17 protein-coding genes are annotated in these 20769 nt (G+C 55.3%); 11 read left to right on the forward strand and 6 right to left on the reverse strand.

Annotation, left to right across the window (positions count from 1 at the left end; genetic code table 11):
- The first annotated feature begins 21 nt into the window (after positions 1 to 21).
- From thrC to KIH26_RS05650, 5 genes are all read left to right on the forward strand, one after another.
- Entirely contained in the window at positions 22 to 1449 is a 1428-nt protein-coding gene (gene thrC, locus KIH26_RS05630; RefSeq protein ID WP_213443271.1) for a threonine synthase, read from the forward strand.
- A 67-nt stretch (positions 1450 to 1516) separates the two neighbouring features.
- Entirely contained in the window at positions 1517 to 2059 is a 543-nt protein-coding gene (gene mobB, locus KIH26_RS05635) for a molybdopterin-guanine dinucleotide biosynthesis protein B (RefSeq protein ID WP_213443273.1), read from the forward strand.
- A 9-nt stretch (positions 2060 to 2068) separates the two neighbouring features.
- Positions 2069 to 3325, forward strand: a complete 1257-nt coding sequence (locus tag KIH26_RS05640) for a molybdopterin molybdotransferase MoeA (protein ID WP_213443275.1) — start codon at positions 2069 to 2071, stop codon at positions 3323 to 3325.
- The gene (gene moaD / locus KIH26_RS05645; RefSeq protein WP_213443277.1) at positions 3325 to 3579 is read left to right on the forward strand and encodes a molybdopterin converting factor subunit 1; all 255 of its coding nucleotides are present in this window, start codon (positions 3325 to 3327) and stop codon (positions 3577 to 3579) included. The genes KIH26_RS05640 and moaD overlap by 1 nt, the downstream gene beginning before the upstream one ends.
- Positions 3580 to 3583: 4 nt before the next feature.
- Complete coding sequence (locus tag KIH26_RS05650) at positions 3584 to 4057, forward strand: molybdenum cofactor biosynthesis protein MoaE (RefSeq protein WP_213443279.1); 474 nt, start codon at positions 3584 to 3586, stop codon at positions 4055 to 4057.
- A 183-nt stretch (positions 4058 to 4240) separates the two neighbouring features.
- On the opposite strand, the gene KIH26_RS05655 is transcribed toward KIH26_RS05650, so the two are convergent.
- Positions 4241 to 4843, reverse strand: a complete 603-nt coding sequence (locus KIH26_RS05655) for a hypothetical protein (protein ID WP_213443281.1) — start codon at positions 4841 to 4843, stop codon at positions 4241 to 4243.
- Between the two features lie 100 nt (positions 4844 to 4943).
- Here KIH26_RS05655 and clpB point away from each other — a divergent pair, with 100 nt between their 5' ends.
- Positions 4944 to 7550 (forward strand): ATP-dependent chaperone ClpB, encoded by a 2607-nt coding sequence (gene clpB / locus KIH26_RS05660; protein WP_213443283.1) that lies wholly within the window; start codon positions 4944 to 4946, stop codon positions 7548 to 7550.
- Positions 7551 to 7584: 34 nt separating this feature from the next.
- On the opposite strand, the gene msbA is transcribed toward clpB, so the two are convergent.
- Positions 7585 to 9378 carry a lipid A export permease/ATP-binding protein MsbA gene (gene msbA, locus KIH26_RS05665; protein WP_213443284.1) on the reverse strand — a complete coding sequence of 598 codons (1794 nt, stop codon included), beginning with the start codon at positions 9376 to 9378 and terminating at the stop codon, positions 7585 to 7587.
- A 156-nt stretch (positions 9379 to 9534) separates the two neighbouring features.
- Here msbA and tolB point away from each other — a divergent pair, with 156 nt between their 5' ends.
- The 5 genes from tolB to KIH26_RS05690 all read left to right on the forward strand — a co-directional run bounded on the left by tolB (position 9535) and on the right by KIH26_RS05690 (position 15403).
- Entirely contained in the window at positions 9535 to 10827 is a 1293-nt protein-coding gene (gene tolB / locus KIH26_RS05670; RefSeq protein ID WP_249661106.1) for a Tol-Pal system beta propeller repeat protein TolB, read from the forward strand.
- Between the two features lie 44 nt (positions 10828 to 10871).
- Positions 10872 to 11444, forward strand: a complete 573-nt coding sequence (pal, locus tag KIH26_RS05675) for a peptidoglycan-associated lipoprotein Pal (protein WP_213443288.1) — start codon at positions 10872 to 10874, stop codon at positions 11442 to 11444.
- A gap of 5 nt (positions 11445 to 11449) precedes the next feature.
- Positions 11450 to 12271: a tol-pal system protein YbgF gene (gene ybgF, locus KIH26_RS05680; RefSeq protein WP_213443290.1), complete on the forward strand. Its 822-nt coding sequence runs from the start codon at positions 11450 to 11452 to the stop codon at positions 12269 to 12271.
- A 39-nt stretch (positions 12272 to 12310) separates the two neighbouring features.
- Positions 12311 to 14848, forward strand: coding sequence for a UvrD-helicase domain-containing protein (locus KIH26_RS05685; RefSeq protein ID WP_213443292.1), 2538 nt, complete (start codon positions 12311 to 12313; stop codon positions 14846 to 14848).
- Positions 14849 to 14923: 75 nt separating this feature from the next.
- Positions 14924 to 15403, forward strand: a complete 480-nt coding sequence (locus tag KIH26_RS05690; protein ID WP_213443294.1) for a tetratricopeptide repeat protein — start codon at positions 14924 to 14926, stop codon at positions 15401 to 15403.
- Between the two features lie 21 nt (positions 15404 to 15424).
- On the opposite strand, the gene KIH26_RS05695 is transcribed toward KIH26_RS05690, so the two are convergent.
- From KIH26_RS05695 to KIH26_RS05710, 4 genes are read right to left on the reverse strand one after another with little or no spacing between them, the layout of a single operon-like run.
- The gene (locus KIH26_RS05695; protein ID WP_213443296.1) at positions 15425 to 16228 is read right to left on the reverse strand and encodes an alpha/beta fold hydrolase; all 804 of its coding nucleotides are present in this window, start codon (positions 16226 to 16228) and stop codon (positions 15425 to 15427) included.
- Between the two features lie 7 nt (positions 16229 to 16235).
- Positions 16236 to 17060, reverse strand: coding sequence for a proteasome-type protease (locus tag KIH26_RS05700; protein WP_213443298.1), 825 nt, complete (start codon positions 17058 to 17060; stop codon positions 16236 to 16238).
- Complete coding sequence (gene mutS, locus KIH26_RS05705; protein ID WP_213444702.1) at positions 17057 to 19633, reverse strand: DNA mismatch repair protein MutS; 2577 nt, start codon at positions 19631 to 19633, stop codon at positions 17057 to 17059. Before mutS ends, KIH26_RS05700 begins: the two co-directional genes overlap by 4 nt.
- 48 nt (positions 19634 to 19681) lie before the next feature.
- On the reverse strand, positions 19682 to 20578 hold the full coding sequence (locus tag KIH26_RS05710) for an inositol monophosphatase family protein (protein WP_213443300.1): 897 nt from the start codon (positions 20576 to 20578) through the stop codon (positions 19682 to 19684).
- Positions 20579 to 20769 lie beyond the last annotated feature (191 nt).

Raw genomic sequence — 20769 nt, forward strand, 5'->3', positions numbered from 1 at the left:
ATTGTTTCCCGATCCAGTTTCATGAAATATCTCTCTACCCGTGGCCATTCTGGCCGACTTGGCTTCTCTGACATTCTTCTCGAAGGCTTGGCGCCCGATGGCGGGCTGTATATGCCCGAGACTTATCCGCAGATGGATGATGCGGCTTTGACGCGCTTGCGTGGCGTGTTGGCCACTCAAGGCTACGCCGCATTGGCTTTTGAGATTCTCTCGCTTTATATCGACGATATTCCCGCAGCGGATTTGAAGCGCTTGTGCGAGAAAACCTATACCCAAGAGGTGTATGGCACAAAAGAGATCACGCCAGTGACGCCGCTGGGCAGCACGGGCTTGCATCTGGAAGCGCTGTCAAATGGCCCCACGCTCGCTTTCAAAGACATGGCCATGCAACTGCTGGGCAATTTGTTTGAATACGAGCTGGCGCGGCGTGGCGAAACGCTGAATATTTTTGGCGCAACCAGTGGCGATACCGGTAGCGCTGCGGAATATGCGATGCGCGGCAAAAAGGGTGTGAAGGTGTTCATGCTCAGCCCGCATGGCCGCATGAGCCCGTTTCAGCAGGCGCAGATGTTTAGCCTGATGGATGAGAATATTTTTAACATCGCTGTGGAAGGCGTGTTTGATGATTGCCAAGACATGGTGAAAGCCGTGTCGAATGATTTGGTTTTCAAGAAGAAATACAAGATCGGTACCGTGAATTCGATCAACTGGGCGCGGCTCTTGGCACAGGTGGTGTATTACTTTGCGGGCTATTTGTATGCCACGAAGAGTAATTCAGAGAAGGTGAGCTTCACAGTACCGAGCGGCAATTTTGGCAACGTCTGCGCTGGCCATGTGGCGCGCATGATGGGCTTGCCGATTGACAAGCTGATCGTCGCCACCAACGAAAACGATGTGCTCGATGAGTTTTTCCGCACAGGCGTGTATCGCGTGCGCGGCAGCGCGGATACGCATGAGACCTCCAGTCCGTCGATGGATATTTCCAAGGCCAGCAATTTCGAGCGCTTTGTGTTTGATCTGATCGGGCGCGATGGCGCGGCTTTGAAAGACCTGTTTGCAACTCAGATCAGCGCCAAGGGCAGCTTTGATTTGAGCGGTGATGCGCGCTTTGCGCAGGCTGCAACGAAATACGGCTTTGCCAGCGGCAAGAGCACGCATGCTAACCGTTTGCAAACGATCAAAGAAGTGTTTGAACAACATGGCGTGATGATTGATACGCACACGGCAGATGGCGTGAAGGTGGCGCGCGAGCATGTGAAGAGCGGCGTGCCAATGATCGTTTTAGAGACTGCGCTGCCGATCAAGTTTGCTGCGACGATAGTGGAAGCGCTTGGCCGCGAGCCTTCTCGCCCTGCTAAGTTTGAGGGGATTGAAGCCTTGCCTAAGCGCGTGCTGGTGATGAAGCCTGATGTAGCAGCAGTCAAAACTTTGATCGAGAAAAACGCTTAAATTTTAAGCAAAATCAGCATTTCGCCGGCATAGAATCTGCGCAAAGTGCTATCAAATAAAGAGCAATATGAAAGTCATCGGATTTGCTGGTTTCTCGGGTTCAGGTAAGACCACTTTGGTGGAAAGCCTGATCGGCGCTTTAAAAATTCGAGGGTTGCGTGTATCCGTCGTTAAGCATGCACACCATGCTTTTGATATTGATCATCCGGGCAAAGATACTTTTCGCCACCGTGAAGCGGGTGCGTTTGAGGTGGTGGTGGCTTCGAGCAAGCGCGTAGCTTTGATGCGTGAGTTTGAGAAAGAAGCAGAACTCAACGTACATCACCTGCTGGCAGAACTCTATGATGGTGTGGACTGGGTGCTGGTGGAGGGCTTTAAGCGCTCGGATATCCAGAAGATCGAGGTCTACCGCCCAAGTGCTGGCAAGCCTGCGCTCTACGACGAGGATGATTTCATCGTTGCGATTGCCACCGACGCACCGCAAGTGTTTGAGGGAAAAACACTGCGCCCTGTACTGGATGTAAACAGCGCGGACAGCATAGCGCAATGGCTCGTCGATCAAGGTGATCGCTTTGAATATGATGCGAGCCGGTACACTGGCTCGCTATAGTTCTGATTTATGAACGCTCCCAAATTTCCTGCTTTACGCTCATTGGAAGAAGCTCTGGCCGAGCTGCTGACTGCTGTGCAGCCACTGGATGAGGTAGAAATCGTTTCTACCTTCGAAGCTGACCGTCGTGTGCTCGCGCAAGACGTGATCAGCCCGCTGGATGTGCCTGGCTTTGACAATTCCCAAATGGATGGCTACGCGCTGAGAAGTGCGGATGTGCGCGAAGCAGGCGTTGTGCTGCAAGTAACGCAGCGCATTCCTGCGGGGCATTTCGGCAAGGCAATGGAGCCGCTTTCTGCCGCACGGATTTTCACCGGTGCGCCAATGCCACCGGGCGCCGATTGCGTGGTGATGCAGGAAGATTGCGAAACCGTCAATGAATGCGAGGGCGGTGTGCGAATCAACACCGTGCCCAAGCTTGGCCAATGGGTGCGCTCACGTGGCGAAGATGTGAAGCAGGGCTCGTTGGCGCTCTCAAAAGGAGAGCTGCTTGCGCCCGCTGCGCTTGGTCTGGCGGCCAGTTTGGGTATGGATAAGCTGCAAGTGAGTCGTCGCCCCCGCGTGGCTTTGTTTTCCACGGGTGATGAGTTGGTGATGCCAGGCGAAGTGGCTCCACACGATATGAAGCCCGGCGCGATCTACAACTCTAATCGCTTTTTCCTACGTGCCATGCTGCTGCGCGCAGGTTGCGAAGTGACGGATTTGGGCATCGTGCCGGATCAGCGCGATGCCACTTTGAATGCGCTGCAAAAAGCTGCGGTATCACATGATGTGATCTTGACGAGCGGCGGCGTGAGTGTGGGCGAGGAAGACCATATCAAGCCTGCTGTGCAGCAGCTGGGTAGCTTGGATTTGTGGAGCATTTCCATGAAGCCGGGCAAGCCGTTTGCTTATGGCCGAGTGAACCGAAGCGGCCAAGGTTTTGCGCATTTTGTCGGCTTGCCGGGCAATCCAGTTTCGAGTTTCGTCACTTTCTTATTGCTCGTTCGCCCGCTGCTGGCTCGTCTCCAAGGGCAGAGTGGTGATCTATCTACTATAGATTCCGTAGCGCTCCGCGCAGATTTCACGCTGGCCAAAGCCGATAAACGTCGTGAATTCTTGCGTGCAAGGCGTAATGTGGCCGGCGGGCTCGATCTCTTCCCCAATCAAAATTCCAGCGTGCTCACCTCGGCTGTGTGGGCAGATGGCTTGGTGGATGTTCCTGCCGGGCACAAGATCACAGAAGGTGATATGGTGCGATTCATTCCTTTTTCTTCTTTGCTCTGATGACTCAAATCTCCATCAAGTATTTCGCTTCCGTGCGTGAGGCGCTGGGCTCAAGTGGCGAGCAATTGCAGACCACGGCTTCAACAGTGGCTGCTCTGCGCGATGAGCTGATTGCTCGCGGCGGCGCATTTGCGCAAACGCTCGCGCGCGGCCAAGCTTTGCGTATTGCGCTCAATCACACGATGACAGAAGAAGACGCAGCTTTGACCGAAGGCTGCGAAGTAGCTTTCTTCCCACCAGTCACTGGAGGCTAAAGCCATGGCTCCCCGCGTCGTGATCCAAACCCAAGATTTCGATCTCGGCGCTGAGATTGCTGCTCTGCGTGCGGCTGACAAACGCGTAGGCGCAGTGTGCAGCTTCATCGGCACTGTGCGTGATCGCAATGACGGACTCAATGTGAGCGTGCTGGAGCTGGAGCACTACCCCGGTATGACGGAAAAATCCATCGAGGGCATGATTGATGAGGCCATGAAACGCTTCGATATTTTTGCAGCGCGAGTGATTCATCGCATCGGGCCACTCAAGCCACTTGATCAAATCGTCTTGGTCGCTGTGACTTCCGCTCATCGTGGCGAAAGCTTCCAAGCCTGTGAATTCCTGATGGACTACCTCAAAACCCAAGCGCCCTTTTGGAAAAAAGAGCAAACACCTGATGGCGCAAGATGGGTGGATGCGCGAGTGAGCGACGATGCGGCTTTGGCGAAATGGGGCATTGTGGCTAGCAACGGGTGAAACACTGAATACCGGACGCAAAGGGCGCAAAAGTTGCGCAAAAGACGCAGAAAAGAAACAGACAAAAACTCAAAAACTATCACGCAGAACGAAGCTTATTGTTTTGAAATTCCCTCTTGTATTTTTTGCGTCTTTTGCGCAACTTTTGCGCCCTTTGCGTCCGGTATTTTTGTATTCAAAACCTCAATTCAAATACTTAGGTCGCTCCCCGCCGCCCATATTGCCTTCTCCGGGTAAAGCAGGTTCTGGCTCATTGGTTACTGAAACGCCAGCCCACTGCGAAGTCTCGACTGCTTTTTGCAGCAAATGCACGAAACCATGCACGAGCTTTTGCTCTAGCGCCACGCGAAAGCCGCGTGGGTTCGGGTGGGGCTCACCGTTGTCTAGTGGTAGCTTTTCGTTGAACGAAAGTTGAAGCTGACCTGAAGGCAAGGGCGTGACGCTGAGCTCTGTGACCAGGAGTGGCTCAGGGCCTAGAGGCAAGGCGTTGGGTGCCTTGTAGGGTGTTTGGAAGTCTGATTTTTGCAGAGATTCCTCGCGCTTGAATTCAGCGAGCATGGCTTGAGTTTGCGCGTCGGCAGCGGCTGTGGGTGAAATGGCAGGCGAGTTCACAGCTTCTTGCTTGGCCACCCATTCGGCCACGATCTTTTCCACCATGGGCATCAAACCCAGCGTGAGTCGGCGCGTGAACCACAGGCGCAACTCTTCGCCTGCAGTCGTATTGATTCGCACCAAGATGCGGTCATGCTCTTGGATGTAATTGACGGAAAGTTGATGAATGTTCACGTTGAGTGCGCAGTGGCTTGATCTAGGTCAAATTTTATGCCTTGAAAAGTGGCAATTCGGGCGTATCTTCCGATAAGAATGCAATCTGAGGGAATAACCTATGAGACTTGACAAACTCACCACCAAATTCCAAGAGGCGCTGTCTGAGGCGCAGACTCTGGCGCTGGGCGCGGATCACGCGTATATCGAACCAGCGCACGTGTTGGCCGCCATGTTGCGCCAAGAAGATGGCCCGCGCGCGCTGCTGCAGCGTGCGGGAGTAAACCTGCCTGCTCTGGCTGCTGCGGCAGACAGTGGCATCAAGAAGCTGGCTTCAGTGCAAGGGCATGAGCAGGTGACCGTTAGCCGCGATCTGGTATCGCTGATTCAAGCGGCTGAGAAAGAGGGCATCAAACGCGGTGATCAGTTCATCGCTGGTGAATTGTTTTTGTTGGCTTTGGCCGATAGCAAAACGGATTTGGGTAAGAGTGCCAAAGAAGCTGGCCTGTCCCGTAAAAGCTTGGAAGCAGCGATTGATGCTGTGCGCGGCGGGCAGAGTGTGGATTCGCCGGAGGCGGAGGGTCAGCGCGAGGCCTTGAAAAAGTATTGCATTGATCTCACCGAGCGTGCGCGGCTTGGCAAGCTCGATCCAGTGATTGGTCGTGATGATGAAATCCGCCGCGCGATTCAGGTGCTGCAACGCCGCACGAAAAACAATCCTGTGCTGATTGGCGAGCCTGGCGTGGGCAAGACGGCGATTGTGGAAGGCTTGGCGCAGCGCATTGTGGCGGGCGAAGTGCCAGACTCATTGAAGGGCAAACGCGTGCTATCCCTTGATATGGCCTCACTGCTCGCAGGCGCGAAATTTCGCGGTGAGTTTGAAGAGCGTTTGAAAACAGTGCTCAACGAATTGGCCAAAGACGAAGGCCAAACGATTGTTTTCATCGATGAGCTGCACACCATGGTCGGCGCTGGCAAGGCAGAAGGCGCTTTGGATGCAGGCAATATGCTCAAGCCTGCGCTCGCACGCGGCGAGCTGCATTGCGTAGGCGCGACCACGCTGGATGAATACCGCAAATACATCGAAAAAGATGCTGCGCTAGAGCGCCGTTTCCAGAAAATCATCGTGGGCGAGCCCAGTGTGGAAGCCACGATTGCGATTCTGCGCGGCTTGCAAGAGAAGTATGAAGTGCATCATGGTGTAGAGATCACTGATCCTGCGATTGTTGCAGCTGCTGAACTCTCGCATCGCTATATCTCAGACCGCTTCTTACCTGATAAAGCCATTGACTTGATCGACGAAGCCGCCGCCAAAATCAAGATTGAAATTGATTCCAAGCCCGAGGTGATGGACAAACTCGATCGGCGCTTGATCCAGCTGCAGATCGAGCGTGAAGCAGTGCGCCGCGAAAAAGACGATGCTTCCAAGAAACGCTTGGAGCTCATCGAAGTGGAAATCACCAAACTCAAAAAAGAAGCCGCTGATCTGGAAGAGATTTGGAAAGCGGAGAAGGCGCAGGCTCAGGGTAGTGCGCATATCAAAGAAGAGATCGATAAGCTGCGCTTTGCGATTGAGGAATCCACCCGCAAAGGCGATTTCAACAAAGTGGCCGAGTTGCAATATGGCAAGCTGCCTGAGCTGGAAAAGCAGCTCAAAGATGCGCAGGCCAAAGAAGCCAAGAAAGGCAAGACAGATGCGCCTCGCCTGCTGCGCACGATGGTGGGCGCAGAAGAGATCGCCGAAGTGGTGGCGCGAGCGACCGGCATTCCCGTGAGCAAGCTGATGCAAGGCGAGCGCGATAAATTGCTGCAGATGGAGACCAAGCTGCATGATCGCGTGGTGGGCCAAGATGAGGCCATCACAGCCGTGGCGAATGCGATTCGCAGAGCACGAGCTGGTTTGTCCGATCCTCAAAAACCCACGGGCAGCTTCCTCTTCCTCGGCCCCACGGGCGTGGGCAAGACGGAGCTATGCAAAGCGCTGGCCAACTTCATGTTTGATTCCGAAGAGCAGCTCATTCGCATCGATATGAGCGAATTCATGGAAAAGCATTCCGTGAGCCGCCTCATTGGTGCGCCGCCCGGCTATGTGGGCTACGACGAAGGCGGCTATCTCACCGAAGCCGTGCGCCGCAAGCCCTACAGCGTGGTGCTGCTCGATGAAGTGGAGAAAGCGCACCCTGATGTGTTCAACGTCTTGCTGCAAGTGCTTGACGATGGTCGCTTGACCGATGGTCAAGGCCGCACGGTGGACTTTAAAAACGTCGTGATTGTGATGACGAGCAATATCGGCTCGCCCATCATCCAAAGCATGGCTGGCAAACCTCATGAGGAAATCAAAGATGCCGTATGGGAAGAGCTCAAAACCCATTTCCGACCAGAGTTCTTGAACCGAATCGACGAAACCGTGGTGTTCCACGGCTTGGATGCCAAGCACATCGAAGGCATCGCTCGCATCCAGCTCGCCACGCTGATCAAGCGCATGGAGAAGATGGAGCTTGCATTGGAGGTATCTCCAGCCGCACTCGCTGAGCTGGCCAAGGTGGGCTTCGATCCTGTGTTTGGCGCGCGGCCTCTGAAGCGCGCCATCCAGCAGCGCATCGAAAACCCGCTGTCCACTCTCATTTTGCAAGGTAAATTCCCACCCAAGAGCGTGATCCCGGTCGATGTCGATCCGATTCACGCCCCAGGTGTTTTTATATTCAAAAATGGCTTATCGCCGGTATAGAATCTGCGCAGAGTGCTATTAATTTAGTAGTAATTTAAACCGTGCCGGTAGCGCTGCCCAGCTGATGCAGGCGTGCGTAATGTCCGGCGGTGGCAAGCAGTTGGGCATGTGTGCCGCGCTCAACAATGCGGCCCTGATGCATGACGATGATTTCATCCGCGTGCTCGATGGTCGAAAGCCGATGCGCGATGATGAGGGTGGTGCGGCCAGCGGTGAGTTTGGCCAGAGCCGCTTTCACGGCCTGCTCCGATTCGGTGTCAAGCGCGGAGGTGGCTTCGTCCAAGATCACAATGGGCGCATTTTTGTAGAGGGCGCGTGCAATGGCCAAGCGCTGGCGCTGGCCGCCGCTCAAAGTGCTGGCGTTGTGGCCTACTTGTGTGTCCAGGCCTTGAGGCAGGGCATTGGCCCAGTCTTGAAGATGCGCAGCCTGCAGCGCGGCTTGGACGCGTTGAAAATCTGGCTGTTCCCCCAAGGCCACATTGGCTGCCACGCTGTCGCTGAACATCACGACATCTTGGCTCACGAATGAGAACTGCTGCCGCAAGGCATCGATTTGCCATTGCCGCAAATCCACGCCACCGAGTAAGACCTTGCCCTCGGTGGCATCGACGAAACGTGGCAGCAAATTCACCAGGGTGGTTTTACCCGAGCCAGAGCTTCCCACAAGCGCAATCGTGCGGCCGGGGGCGATGTCGAGATCAATTCCTGCAAGGGCGCTGTGCTCTGCGCCCGGATAAGTCAAATGCACAGCTTCAAATCGGAGCGGCAAAGGGCTGGCGGCATCTGCCGCGGGGCGATAGCTGCCGCTGGTTTCTTGCGGTGTGTGCTCCAACAAGTCCAGGCCACGCTCGAGTGCTGTGAGCCCGCGCGTGAGATTGCCGGCGATTTCTGACAAGGCCCGAAGCGGCGTGATGAGCAGCAGCATGGCGGTGACGAAGGCCACAAAGCCGCCTACGCTGGTTCCTGTGGTGGCGTTTTGCCAAAGCGCGGCAGTGATCACTGCTGAGAGCGCCACTGCAGCCAGGATTTGCGTGATCGGCATCACGGCGGCCGAGGCAATCGTGGATTTCACTGCCAGGCGGCGCAGGCTACGAGCCAGGCCTGTAAAGCGCTGTTGTTGAGTTGCCTCAGCGTGATGCAAGCGCACCGTGCGCCAAGCCAGCACATTTTCTTCCACCACATAGGCCAGTTCATCGGTGGCGCTTTGGCTTTGTTTGGTTAAACGGTGCAGTCGTTTGGAGAGGGTTTGGATCGTCCAGGCGATCGCGGGCCCGACTGAAAAAACGATCAGTGTCAGCTGCCAGTTCAGATACAGCAAATAGGCCAGCAGGGCGACGACCGAGAGCAGGTTTTTTGACAGCGCCAGCAGGGAATTGACCACGAAGGTCGCTCCGGTTTGCACTTCATACACCATGGTGTTGACCAAGCTGCTGGCGGTGTTTTTGGTGTAGAGGCTGGGATGGGCTTTGTGGAGCACGGCAAACTGCGCAGCAGCCAAGCGCTCCACAATGCCGTAAGCCACTGCGCTGGTGCCATATTTGGCGACGAATGTGGACAGGCCACGCACAGCAAATAAGCCAATCAGCGCTGCTGGCACGATCCACAGCGCGATGCGGTTCGCACCAAACCCGCGATCCAGCAGGGGTTTCATGAGCGCGGGCACAAGCGGCTCGGTGATGGCGGTCACGATCACAGCCAGCACGATCAAGGCCAGATAGGGGCCAGAGCCTTGCGCATAAGGGCGCAGGCGACGCAGCATGCGCAGCAAGCGGCTACCTTTGGCATCCGGCTCGGCTGCGGGCGCATCTGATCTAGGGCTATCACTCATAAATATGTAGCAAAACCGTGTTGCTTTCTAATGTTTGGAAACGATTTTTGTAGGCCGCCGGTGTGAGGTAACTGCCCGTTTACGGAACCTATGCGTTAGGATTATCGTCTGAGTCAATAACAACTTAAGCTTATGCCATTGCCAACCCGTCCTCAGATGATTCTTCGCCGCCATAGCCTACAAGCCGTATTGTTGGCTGCGGGATGCGCGCCTCTGGCCGCTTTGGCGCAGTTTCGTGTCGAAATCTCGGGCGTGGGCGTGACGCAGCTGCCGATTGCGGTGATGGCTTTTCGGGGCGATGATGCTGCTCCGCAAAAAATCGGTGCGATTGTGTTGGCTGATTTGGAGCGCAGCGGCCAGTTCAAATCGATCGATCCCGGCTTGGCTAATTTGGATGAAAGCAGCCGCCCCGAGATGAGAGAGCTGCGGCAAAAAGGCGCTGATCATTTGGTGGTGGGCAGCACCACGCGCTTGGCCGATGGCCGCTTTGATGTGCGCTTTCGGCTTTGGGATGTGGTGCGTGGGCAAGATTTAGGCGCGCAGAGTTATGCTGTGCCAGCCGGGGATTTGCGCTTATCTGCGCACCGCATCGCAGATTTCATTTACGAAAAACTCACGGGCGAAAAGGGTGTGTTTTCCACGCGCATCGCTTATGTCACGAAAAGTGGCCAAGGCAATGCTCAGCGGCATAGCTTGTGGATTGCTGATTCGGATGGCGAGGGCGCGCAAAGTGCTTTGGCCTCTCCAGAGCCCATCATCTCAGCGAGCTGGTCGCCCAATGGCGCGCAGCTGGCTTATGTGTCGTTTGAATCGCGCAAACCTGTGGTCTATGTGCATGAGGTGGCCAATGGTCGGCGCAGAATGTTGGCCAATTTCCGGGGCTCCAACAGCGCGCCCGCTTGGTCACCTGATGGCCGGCAGATCGCCATCACCTTAAGCCGCGATGGCAACTCGCAAATTTATGTGATGGACAGCGCTGGCAACAGTGAGCCACGGCGCCTGACGCAATCAGGCGGGATCGACACCGAGCCAGTGTATTCGCCAGATGGCAAATCCATCTATTTCGTGAGCGATCGTGGCGGTGCGCCGCAAATTTACCGCATGCCTGCCGGTGGCGAAGCCGCTGGCCGCGCAGAACGCGTCACCTTCAGTGGCAACTACAACATTTCTCCGGCCATCAGCCCCGACGGCAAGCGCATGGCGTTCATCTCACGCGTCTCTGGCGATTTCCGCCTGCACGTGATGGAGCTGGGCGGGCAAGCGGCGCTGGCGCTGACCGAAACCAGCGCAGATGAGCGCCCCAGCTTTGCGCCCAACAGCAAATTGATTTTGTATGCCACCCGCCAAGGCGGCAGAGAGGCTTTGATGACGTCCACCTTGGATGGCAAGATCAAAGCACGCTTAGCGACACAAGGCGGCGACATTCGCGAACCGCAATGGGGCAAGTAATTTAAAACAAGCCCAGATCTGATCACACACACAAGGAGTTCAGTATGATTTTTCAACAACGCATCACTTCGATCTTCATGACCATCGGCGCAGCTTTCGCTTTGGCTGCCTGCGGCTCTAGCGTCAAGCTAGATGATGTGCCTGTGCGTGATGCCACCAGCACACAAATCTCAACCCCCGTGGCGGTCACGAGCACCATGCCACAAGGCACGCAAACCGGCGTGGCCGAGCGCAATGTGCAGGCCGTCAATGTCTCGCCCACAGCTGGCGACGCTGCTGGCCCTGCTGGCGTGGCCAAGGTGATACTGTTTGATTACGACAGCTATGTGATCAAGCCAGAGTATCAAAGTGCGATTGATGCACACGCCAAGTTTTTAACCGCGAACAAGGGCCGCAAAATGGCCATCGAAGGTCACACGGATGAATCTGGCGGGCGAGAATACAACCTGGCTTTAGGGCAAAAACGTGCAGAAGCGGTGCGCCGCGCGCTGGGGCTGTTAGGTGTGGTGGATGCTCAGGTGGAAGCGGTGAGCTTTGGCGAAGAAAAGCCAGCTGATGCCGCCAGCAATGAGCAAGCCTATGCGAAGAATCGCCGTGCCGAATTGAATTACAAGTAAATCATATGCTATTATTTTGGAAGCATTCAGCGCAGTATCTATGCCGTCTAGTGGCCATTTCGGCATGTTTTTTGGCCTTGCAACCAGCGCATGCTGGCTTGTTTGATGATGAAGAGGCGCGCAAAGCGATATTAGATTTGCGCACCCGCGTGGATCAACACCGGCAGGCGCAAGAGGCACAAAACGCCGAGATCAAACGCAACCAAGACAAAGCATTGCAAGATGCCAATGAAAGCAATGCCGCTTTACGCCGCAGTTTGCTGGATTTACAAGCTCAGATGGAAGCCTTGCGTGCTGATCTTGCGCGATTGAGAGGGCAAGATGAGCAATTGGCTCGTGATGTGGCAGAAATGCAGCGCCGTCAAAAAGATTTGGCGCAAGGCGTGGATGAGCGCGTGCGGCGCTTCGAGCCCACCAAGGTGCAGCTGGATGGCCGCGAGTTCATGGCCGAGCCCAACGAGAAGCGCGATTACGACAATGCCTTTGCGCTGTTTCGCAAACCTGATTACGCCGCATCGTCTAGCGCTTTTGCCGATTTCATCCGCCGCAATCCGCAGAGCGGCTACACGCCATCGGCCTACTTTTGGCTAGGCAATGCGCAATACGCCAACAAAGAATATTCTGCTGCCATCACCAACTTCCGCGCCATGATCAGCGCTGCGCCCGATCATCCGAAAGCGCCCGAGGCCGCTCTGGGCTTGGCCAACAGCCAAATCGAGCTCAAAGACAACCGCGCAGCCCGCAGAACGCTGGATGATTTGATCAAAGCCTATCCGCAATCGGAAGCGGCAGTAGCTGCGAAAGACAGGTTGACCAGACTGCGATAGACCCAGCGATTCGCTGACTTTCTGGGGGACAATCAAGGCATGTTGTTTCCCGCCTCCGATGAAGTTTCCTCCCAGCGCAGCGATTCTGGCTTGCTGCGCAATCTCAACCCTGAGCAGCACGCTGCTGTCACGCTACCTAATGAACACGCTCTGATTCTCGCAGGCGCGGGCTCGGGCAAAACTCGGGTGCTCACCACGCGCATTGCCTGGCTGATGCAAACGGGACAGATTTCACCCGGTGGCGTGATGGCGGTCACGTTCACCAATAAAGCTGCGAAAGAAATGCTCACGCGCCTCTCCAGCATGCTGCCTGTGAATGTGCGCGGCATGTGGATTGGCACGTTTCACGGGCTTTGCAATCGCTTTCTGAGAGCGCATTACAAGCTAGCGAATTTGCCGCAGAGCTTTCAGATTTTGGATACACAGGATCAGCTCTCAGCGATCAAGCGGCTCATGAAACAGTTCAATGTGGATGAAGAGCGCTTTCCACCCAAGCAATTGCAGTATTTCATCAGCGGCTGCAAGGAAGAGGGGCAGCGGCCTTCGGATGTGATTGTGCGCGACGATGAAACGCGCAAGAAGGCGGAGTTTTATGCACTGTATGAAGAGCAATGCCAGCGCGAAGGTGTGGTGGATTTTGGTGAGCTGATGTTGCGCTCTTATGAGTTGCTGCGCGATCAACCAGCGGTGCGAGAGCATTATGCGCGGCGCTTCAAACATATTTTGGTGGATGAGTTTCAGGATACGAACAAGCTGCAGTACGCTTGGTTGAAGATGTTTTCGGGCTGGAGCCCAGAGAATCCGTGCGCTGGCAGCTATAAAAATGAGAGCGAATACACGAATGTAGCGAGTGTGTTCGCTGTAGGCGATGACGATCAGAGTATTTACGCTTTTCGCGGTGCGCGCGTGGGCAACATGGCGGATTTTGTGCGCGAATTCGCTGTGCAAAAGCAAATCAAGCTGGAAGAGAACTACCGCAGCTACGCGCATATTCTCAATAGCGCGAACCATCTGATCGGCCACAACAGCAAACGCTTAGGGAAAAACTTGCGCACGAGCCAAGGTGTGGGCGAGCCCGTACGCGTGCAGGAGAGTGGCAGCGATTTTTATGAAGCGCAGTGGCTGATTGAAGAGATCAAGCATTTGCTGCGCGATAACGGCACGGAAGCTGGCCTCAAGCATTCTGAGATTGCGATTTTGTATCGCAGCAATGCGCAAAGCCGCGTGATCGAAACGACGCTCTTCAACGCGGGCATTCCTTATCGCGTGTATGGCGGTTTGCGATTTTTCGAGCGGGCAGAGATCAAGCACGCCTTGGCTTATCTGCGCTTGCTAGAGAACCCGCACGATGACACCAGTTTCATGCGGGTGTGCAATTTTCCACCGCGTGGCATTGGGGCGAGAAGCATTGAGCAGTTGCAAGATGCTGCGCGGGCTTCGGGCTGCTCGTTGCATGATGCGGTGAGTGTGGTTACTGGCAAGGCGGGTACTTCGCTGGGCAGCTTCGTCGCCAAGATGGATGTGTTGCGCGAGCAAACGCAAGGGCTCACGCTGCGCGAGATCATTGAGCTGGTCTTACAACACAGCAATCTCATTGAGTATTACAAGGCGGACAAAGAGGGCGCAGACCGTATTGAAAACTTGGAAGAGTTGGTGAGCGCCGCTGAGAGTTTTGTGACGCAAGAAGGCTTTGGTCGTGATGCGGTGGCGCTTCCGGTGGATGAGTTGTCACCGGGCGGCTTGACGCAATCTCCAGTCAGTCAAGGCATCAATTTCGATCAAAATACCGATAATGGCGGCATAGGGTCTGCGCGGAGTGCTCCTGAATTTATAGCAAATGAGTTGCCTGCGCCTGATGCTGAGACGGGTGAAACACTGTCTCCACTGGCCGCTTTCCTCACGCATGCTGCGCTCGAATCGGGCGATAACCAAGCCCAGGCGGGCAAAGAAGCTGTGCAGATGATGACGGTGCACTCGGCCAAAGGCTTAGAGTTTGATGCAGTGTTCATCACGGGGCTGGAAGAGGGCTTGTTTCCGCATGAGAACTCTCTCTCCAGCCACGAAGGTTTGGAAGAAGAGCGGCGCCTCATGTATGTGGCGATCACGCGGGCAAGAAAGCGCCTTTATTTAAGCTTCGCACAAACCCGCATGCTGCATGGTCGCACCAGCTACAACATCAAGAGCCGCTTCTTTGACGAGCTGCCAGAAGATGCCTTGAAATGGCTCAGTCCCAAAAATGCAGGCTTTGGCAGCGGCTTCAATCCCGGATATGCCAGTGGCTACGGCGGCAGCAATGCATGGCGCGGTGATAATAAATTCGCTATGAAATCTGTAGCTGGCAGCGCAGATTACACGCCGGGAGAAAGGCCATTTACCTCTAAAAAGGAAGACTCTGTCCCATCGGCCAGTGGCTTAGCCATCAAGGCGGGCATGCAAGTCTTTCACAACAAATTCGGCGAAGGCAAGGTGCTGGCGATTGAAGGCGCGGGTGAAGATGCCAGAGCCCAGGTGCAGTTTGGCCGCCATGGTGTGAAATGGTTGGCACTTTCGGTGGCTAAATTAACGCCCGTGACGTAATTGAATGTTTTGATGCATCCGAGATGAACTCGCCCGCCGTAGATCACTCCTAACCTCAACTTTTCGGAGAAACCCATGAAATCTACTCTTCAAGCTAGCATTGTGGCTGCTTTGCTGGCTATCAGCGCTACAGCATTTCAAGCGGCTCACGCGGCAGATACGCCCAGCACTGCCCAGCCCACAGTGAGCGAGCGTATGCAAAATGCGCGTGATGCGATCAAGGCCAATAAATGGCAACCTGCCATTGCCGAGCTGCGCATTGCAGTGCGTGATGAGCCTAAGAATGCCGATGCGCACAACCTTCTGGCCTACAGCTACCGTAAGCAAGCCAAGCCAGATCTTGCCAAAGCTTTTGAGCATTACAAGATTGCGCTTCAGCTAGATCCCAAGCACAAGGGCGCGCACGAATACATCGGCGAAGCCTATCTGATGGATAAAAAACCTGCGGAAGCGGAAAAGCATCTCGCTTCGCTTGAGCAAATCTGCGGCAACAAAACCTGCGAAGAGTATGCTGATTTGGCAGCAGCGATTGCCAAATTCAAAGCGGCTAAATAAGCGCGGCAATGGGCGAGGCGATCAGCCCATCGCCTTGATCGCCCCTTCCACCAAAGCCGCTGTTGCCAGCGGCTTTTCCATGGGGAAGAGGTGTGTGCCATCTATCCAGCTCATGCGGCCTTGGGTGAATTTTGAAGTCAGGTCTGTGCCAGTTTGTTTCAGCTCTGCGGATTGCAAGCCCCCGATGAATGCGGCAGGGCACTGAAGAGGTTTGCGGCGCAGAAGGCTTGGCAAAATGTCGGGCAGAGTGTTGTAGATCTGGGTTTCTACGGCGCGATCGAAGCTCAGGTGGCGTTTGCCGTCTTCTCCTGTGAACGTGCCGTGGGCAATGTAGTCGCGAAGCACCTCGTCTTCCCACAAGGCGAAGGCGCGCTTGGATTTGAAACTGTTGTAGGCGGCTTCTTCACTGGCCCAGGTTTGCGTACGGCGCTGGCTGATTTTTCCGGGTGAGATGCTGCCGACGATGCCGCTGACTTTGGCAGCACCCAAAGCGGTTGCTTTCCAGCCACCGATCACTGGCGAATCAAGCAATACGATGCCGCGTGCCAGTTCGGGATGCCGTGCAGCGCACATGGTGCTGAGGATACCGCCGAGCGAATGGCCAACCAGCCAAGCTTTTTCGCCGGATTTTTCAACCAAAGGCTGTACAAACTCTGCGAGTTGTTGCACCAGATGGGGCCAATTATTGGTCACAGGATAGCGCGCATCGTGCCCGAATTTTTCAATGCATTTGACGGTAAAGCCACGTTTTTTTAACGAAGCTAGCATCACGCCGTATGTGCTGGCAGGGAAGCTGTTGCCATGAGAGAAGATCAGCAGACTCATCGGGTGATCAAATCAATTTTTCTTCAGGTGTGGTGATCTTTTTGAGCGGAACGCTGCGCGTGCTCGTTGCCTTCAGAGGTGCATCTGTATGGCCACCATTCCATTGGGGATCTTCCAAGCTGTCAAACACCTCGCGCAGTTTGCCGCCCCAAGTGCGGCGCAGCATCATGAAATACGGGTTGTTTTCTTCGATACACACCACGCGATCGCTCTGCAGCTTGCCTTCTTCATACACCACCAAATCCAGCGGCAGGCCGACGGAAAGGTTCGACTTGAGTGTGGAATCCATGGAGACGAGGGCGCATTTGGCGGCTTCGTCCAATGGCGTGTCTGGATGGATCACACGATCAAGCACGGGCTTACCGTATTTGGATTCGCCCACTTGGAAATAAGGCGTTTCTTTCGTGGCTTCTATGAAATTGCCAGCGGAATACACCTGAAATAAGCGCATGCCTTCGCCTGCAATCTGGCCACCGAAGATCAGCGAGACATTGAATTCCACGCCAGCTGCCTTGAGCGATTCACCATCGCGCGCATACACATGGCGAATAGCAGAACCCAGCACGCGCGCGGCTTCAAACATGCTCTTGGCATTCCAAATCGTGATCGGCTCGCCATCTTCATTTTTGAGCTGCTCGACTTGCAGCATCTCGCGCACGCTTTGGCTGATGCTCAAGTTGCCAGCCGAGAGCAAGACCATGAAGCGATCACCCGGCTTCTCATACACGATCATTTTTCGGAAAGTGCTGATTTGATCCAGGCCCGCATTGGTGCGCGAATCCGAGAGGAAGACGAGGCCGGCGTTGAGTTTGATGGCGACGCAGTAAGTCATGGTGTTGTTGTCTGTATTTTTTTCAATTTGTACAAAGCATCGAGCGCCTCGCGGGGGCTCAGATCATCGGGATTAATGGCATTCAGCGCCGATTCTACTGCGCTGAATGCTCCTGAATTTATAGTATTCGCAGGGGGTGCAGCAAAGAGATCGACCTGTGCTTGACTCGCCTGTTGGCTGGCTTCTAAGCGCTCTAGCGCGGCTCTTGCATGGTTGACGACCTGTGCAGGCACGCCTGCCAACTTTGCGACTTGAATACCGTAGCTCTTGCTGGCGGGGCCGGCTTCGATGCTGTGGAGGAAGGCGATATCTCTGCCCGTTTCCACTGCGCTCACGTGTACGTTCACAGCGCCATGGTGATCAGCGGGAAACTCGGTGAGTTCGAAGTAATGCGTGGCGAAAAGCGTGAAAGCCTGCGATTTGTGCAGATGCGCAGCGATACCGCTGGCCAGGCTGAGGCCGTCAAAGGTGCTGGTGCCTCGGCCAATCTCGTCCATCAGCACCAAGCTTTGTGGCGTGGCAGCGTGCAGGATTTGCGCGGCTTCTGTCATCTCCAGCATGAAGGTGGATTGCGCGTTGGCCAGATCATCGGCTGCGCCAATGCGGGTGTAGATCGCATCCAGCGGCCCCAAACGGCAGGTGCTAGCAGGCACATACGAGCCCATGCAAGCGAGCAGGGCGATCACTGCGATCTGGCGCATGTAGGTGGATTTACCGCCCATGTTGGGGCCAGTGATGATTTGCATGCGCGTCTTGGCACTTAAATTTGTGTCGTTGGCGATGAAGGGTTTGTTCACCGTTTCGGCTAAGCGTGCTTCCACCACAGGATGGCGGCCGCCTGTGATTTGAATGCAAGGCTCGGCGGCGAAGCTTGGTGCGTTCCAGTTGAGCGTGAGCGAGCGTTCGGCCAAAGCGCAGATGGCGTCTAACGTGGCGATAGCGGTAGCAGCAGCTGTGAGTGCTTTCACGTGCGGCTGCAGGTGATCCAGCACTTGCTCGTAGAGGAATTTTTCACGCGCTAGCGAGCGCTCCTGCGCGGAGAGGGCTTTGTCTTCAAAGGTTTTGAGCTCGGGTGTGATGAAGCGCTCGGCGTTTTTCAGAGTCTGGCGGCGGCGATAGTCTTCGGGCACTTTGCTGGCCTGGCCTTGCGTGACTTCGATGTAGAAGCCATGCACTTTGTTGTATTGCACGCGCAGATTGGCGATGCCTGTGCGCTCGCGCTCGCGAGTTTCGAGATCGAGCAGGAAGGCATCGCAATTGGTTTGGATGCCACGCAGTTCATCCAGCTCTGCATCGAAAGCGTGGTTGATCACATTGCCATCGCGCACCAAAGACGATGGCTCGGGCAGGATAGCGGCTTGCAGGAGCAGGGCGGTCTCTTGCAGATGCTCTGAGGCCTGTAGTGACTCAAAAATATAAGAGAAATCAGAACCTAGTCGGCATAGATACTGCGCGAGATGCTCTGATTTTGATAGTGTGTTGAGGAGAGCGACGAGCTCGCGTGGCTTGACTTGGCGTAGCGCAATGCGCGCCGCAATGCGCTCCACATCGCTGCTGCCCTTGAGCTGCTCGCGCAGTTTGTTCGCATGGCCTTCGCGCAAGATGCTGATCATGCTTATGCGCTGCTGGGCGATGCTGCGATCTCGCGCCACATTGAGCAGCCAGCTTTTCAGAGAGCGGCTGCCCATGCCTGTCATGCAGGTATCGAGCAGGGAAAAGAGGGTGGGGCTGTCTTCGCCACGCAGGGTTTGCGTGAGCTCTAAATTACGGCGTGTGGGCAGCGGAATGTCCATCAACTCCGCTTCGCGTTGCACACGCAGGCGGCTCACGTGCGCGAGTTGCGCGCCTTGCGTGTGCTCCGCATAGGCGAGCAGGGCGCATGCGGCCGCCTGCGCATGAGGCAGCTCTTGCGCACCGAAGGCGGCTAGGCTTGCGACTTGCAATTGCGAGCAGAGCTTTTGTGAGCCTAGGCCGCTGTCAAACTGAAACGCGGGGCGCAGCGTGAAGGAAAGCGATTGAGAAAAACGCAATGCTTTGATTTGCTGCTCAAATGCTGGCGTCACATCGCTCGCATAAAGCAATTCACTGGGCGCAATGCGCGAGACCCAGCCTGCCAGCTCATCATGGCTGCATTCAGCCAATTTGATTTCCGATTGCGTGAGGGCGAGCCAGGCAAGGCCCAGGCGATTACGCGGGGCTTGATGCACAGCGAGCAGGGTCGCTTCGGATTTATCGCTCAGTAATTCGGTATCAGTCAAAGTACCCGGCGTAACGACGCGCACCACTTTGCGCTCCACTGGCCCTTTGCCTGTGACTTCACCCACTTGCTCGCAAATCGCCACCGATTCGCCGAGCTTGATCAGCCGCGCGAGATAAGTTTCTACAGAATGAAATGGCACGCCAGCCATGACGACGGGTTGTCCGCCAGATTGCCCACGCTGCGTCAGGGTGATATCTAAGAGCCGCGCAGCTTTCTCAGCATCCGCGAAAAACACCTCGTAAAAATCCCCCATGCGATAAAACACGAGGGTGTCGGGAAAGTCTTTCTTCAGATGCAGGTATTGCTGCATCATTGGCGTGTGATGGGACAGATCAGCGCTCACGCTGCAAGCTTCTTGAAATTACAGAGGAGCTTCTTCGTCTGCAACTGGCTCTGAGCCAGCACCTTTGAGCGTGCCCGCTTGGCGCACAGCTGCTTTCTCGCCAGCGCTGGCAAATTTGCTGTATTTGCCGAGCAAGCCCACCATTTGCGCGTAGATCTTTGGGTTGGCTGCCATGCATTCTTTTTGCTCGAGGTAGTTGGCTTCGCCAGTGAAGTTGCCAATCAAACCGCCAGCTTCTGTCACGAGCAATGAGCCTGCGGCCATGTCCCAGGGCATGAGGCCAGTTTCAAAGAAGCCCTCGGTGTAGCCAGCGGCGACGTAGGCCAAATCCAACGCGGCAGCGCCAGGGCGGCGCAGGCCGGCGGTCTTGGTCATGATGTCGCTCATCATGGCCATGTAGGCGGAGAAGTTGTCACCGGGGCGGAAGGGAAAGCCGGTGGAAATCAGTGATTGCGCGAGAGTCTCGCGCTTGCTCACACGAATGCGGCGATCGTTGAGATAAGCGCCGCGACCGCGTGTGGCGTAAAACAAATCATTTCGTGTGGGATCAAACACCACAGCATGATCGACCTTGCCTTTGATTTGCAAAGCAATGCTTACGCAATACACGGGGAAGCCGTGGATGAAATTGGTCGTGCCATCTAGGGGATCAATGATCCAGATGTGATCGGAAAATTTATTGCCTTGACTGGTGCCAGATTCTTCGGCCCAGATACCGTGATTGGGGTAGGCCTCAAGAATGGTTTCGATGATGGCCTGCTCTGCTGCCGCATCCACCTCGGTGACGAAATCGTTGACTTGCTTTTGCTTGATGCGCACGGATTCGATGTCGAGCGCAGCACGGTTGATGATGGCGCCAGCGGCGCGGGCGGCACGCACGGCCACGTTGAGCATGGGGTGGGAAGAGGCAGTCATATTGTGTGGGAGCTAATGGGGCGGCTGCACGATCACAGCCGTTATGGGGCTATATTTTCCCATGATTGGCTGACAGCATCTACAAATCGCTAAAAAGTATTAAAAATCAATCGATTGGACGCTCTAGTTACCAATTTGCTTTGTAAACCTTCGGGTAATCCCGTAATCCGCCATTAAAATTTAAATAGTTA

This window comes from Variovorax sp. PCZ-1, assembly GCF_018413605.1.
In the GTDB taxonomy this organism is placed as follows: domain Bacteria; phylum Pseudomonadota; class Gammaproteobacteria; order Burkholderiales; family Burkholderiaceae_C; genus JANMDU01.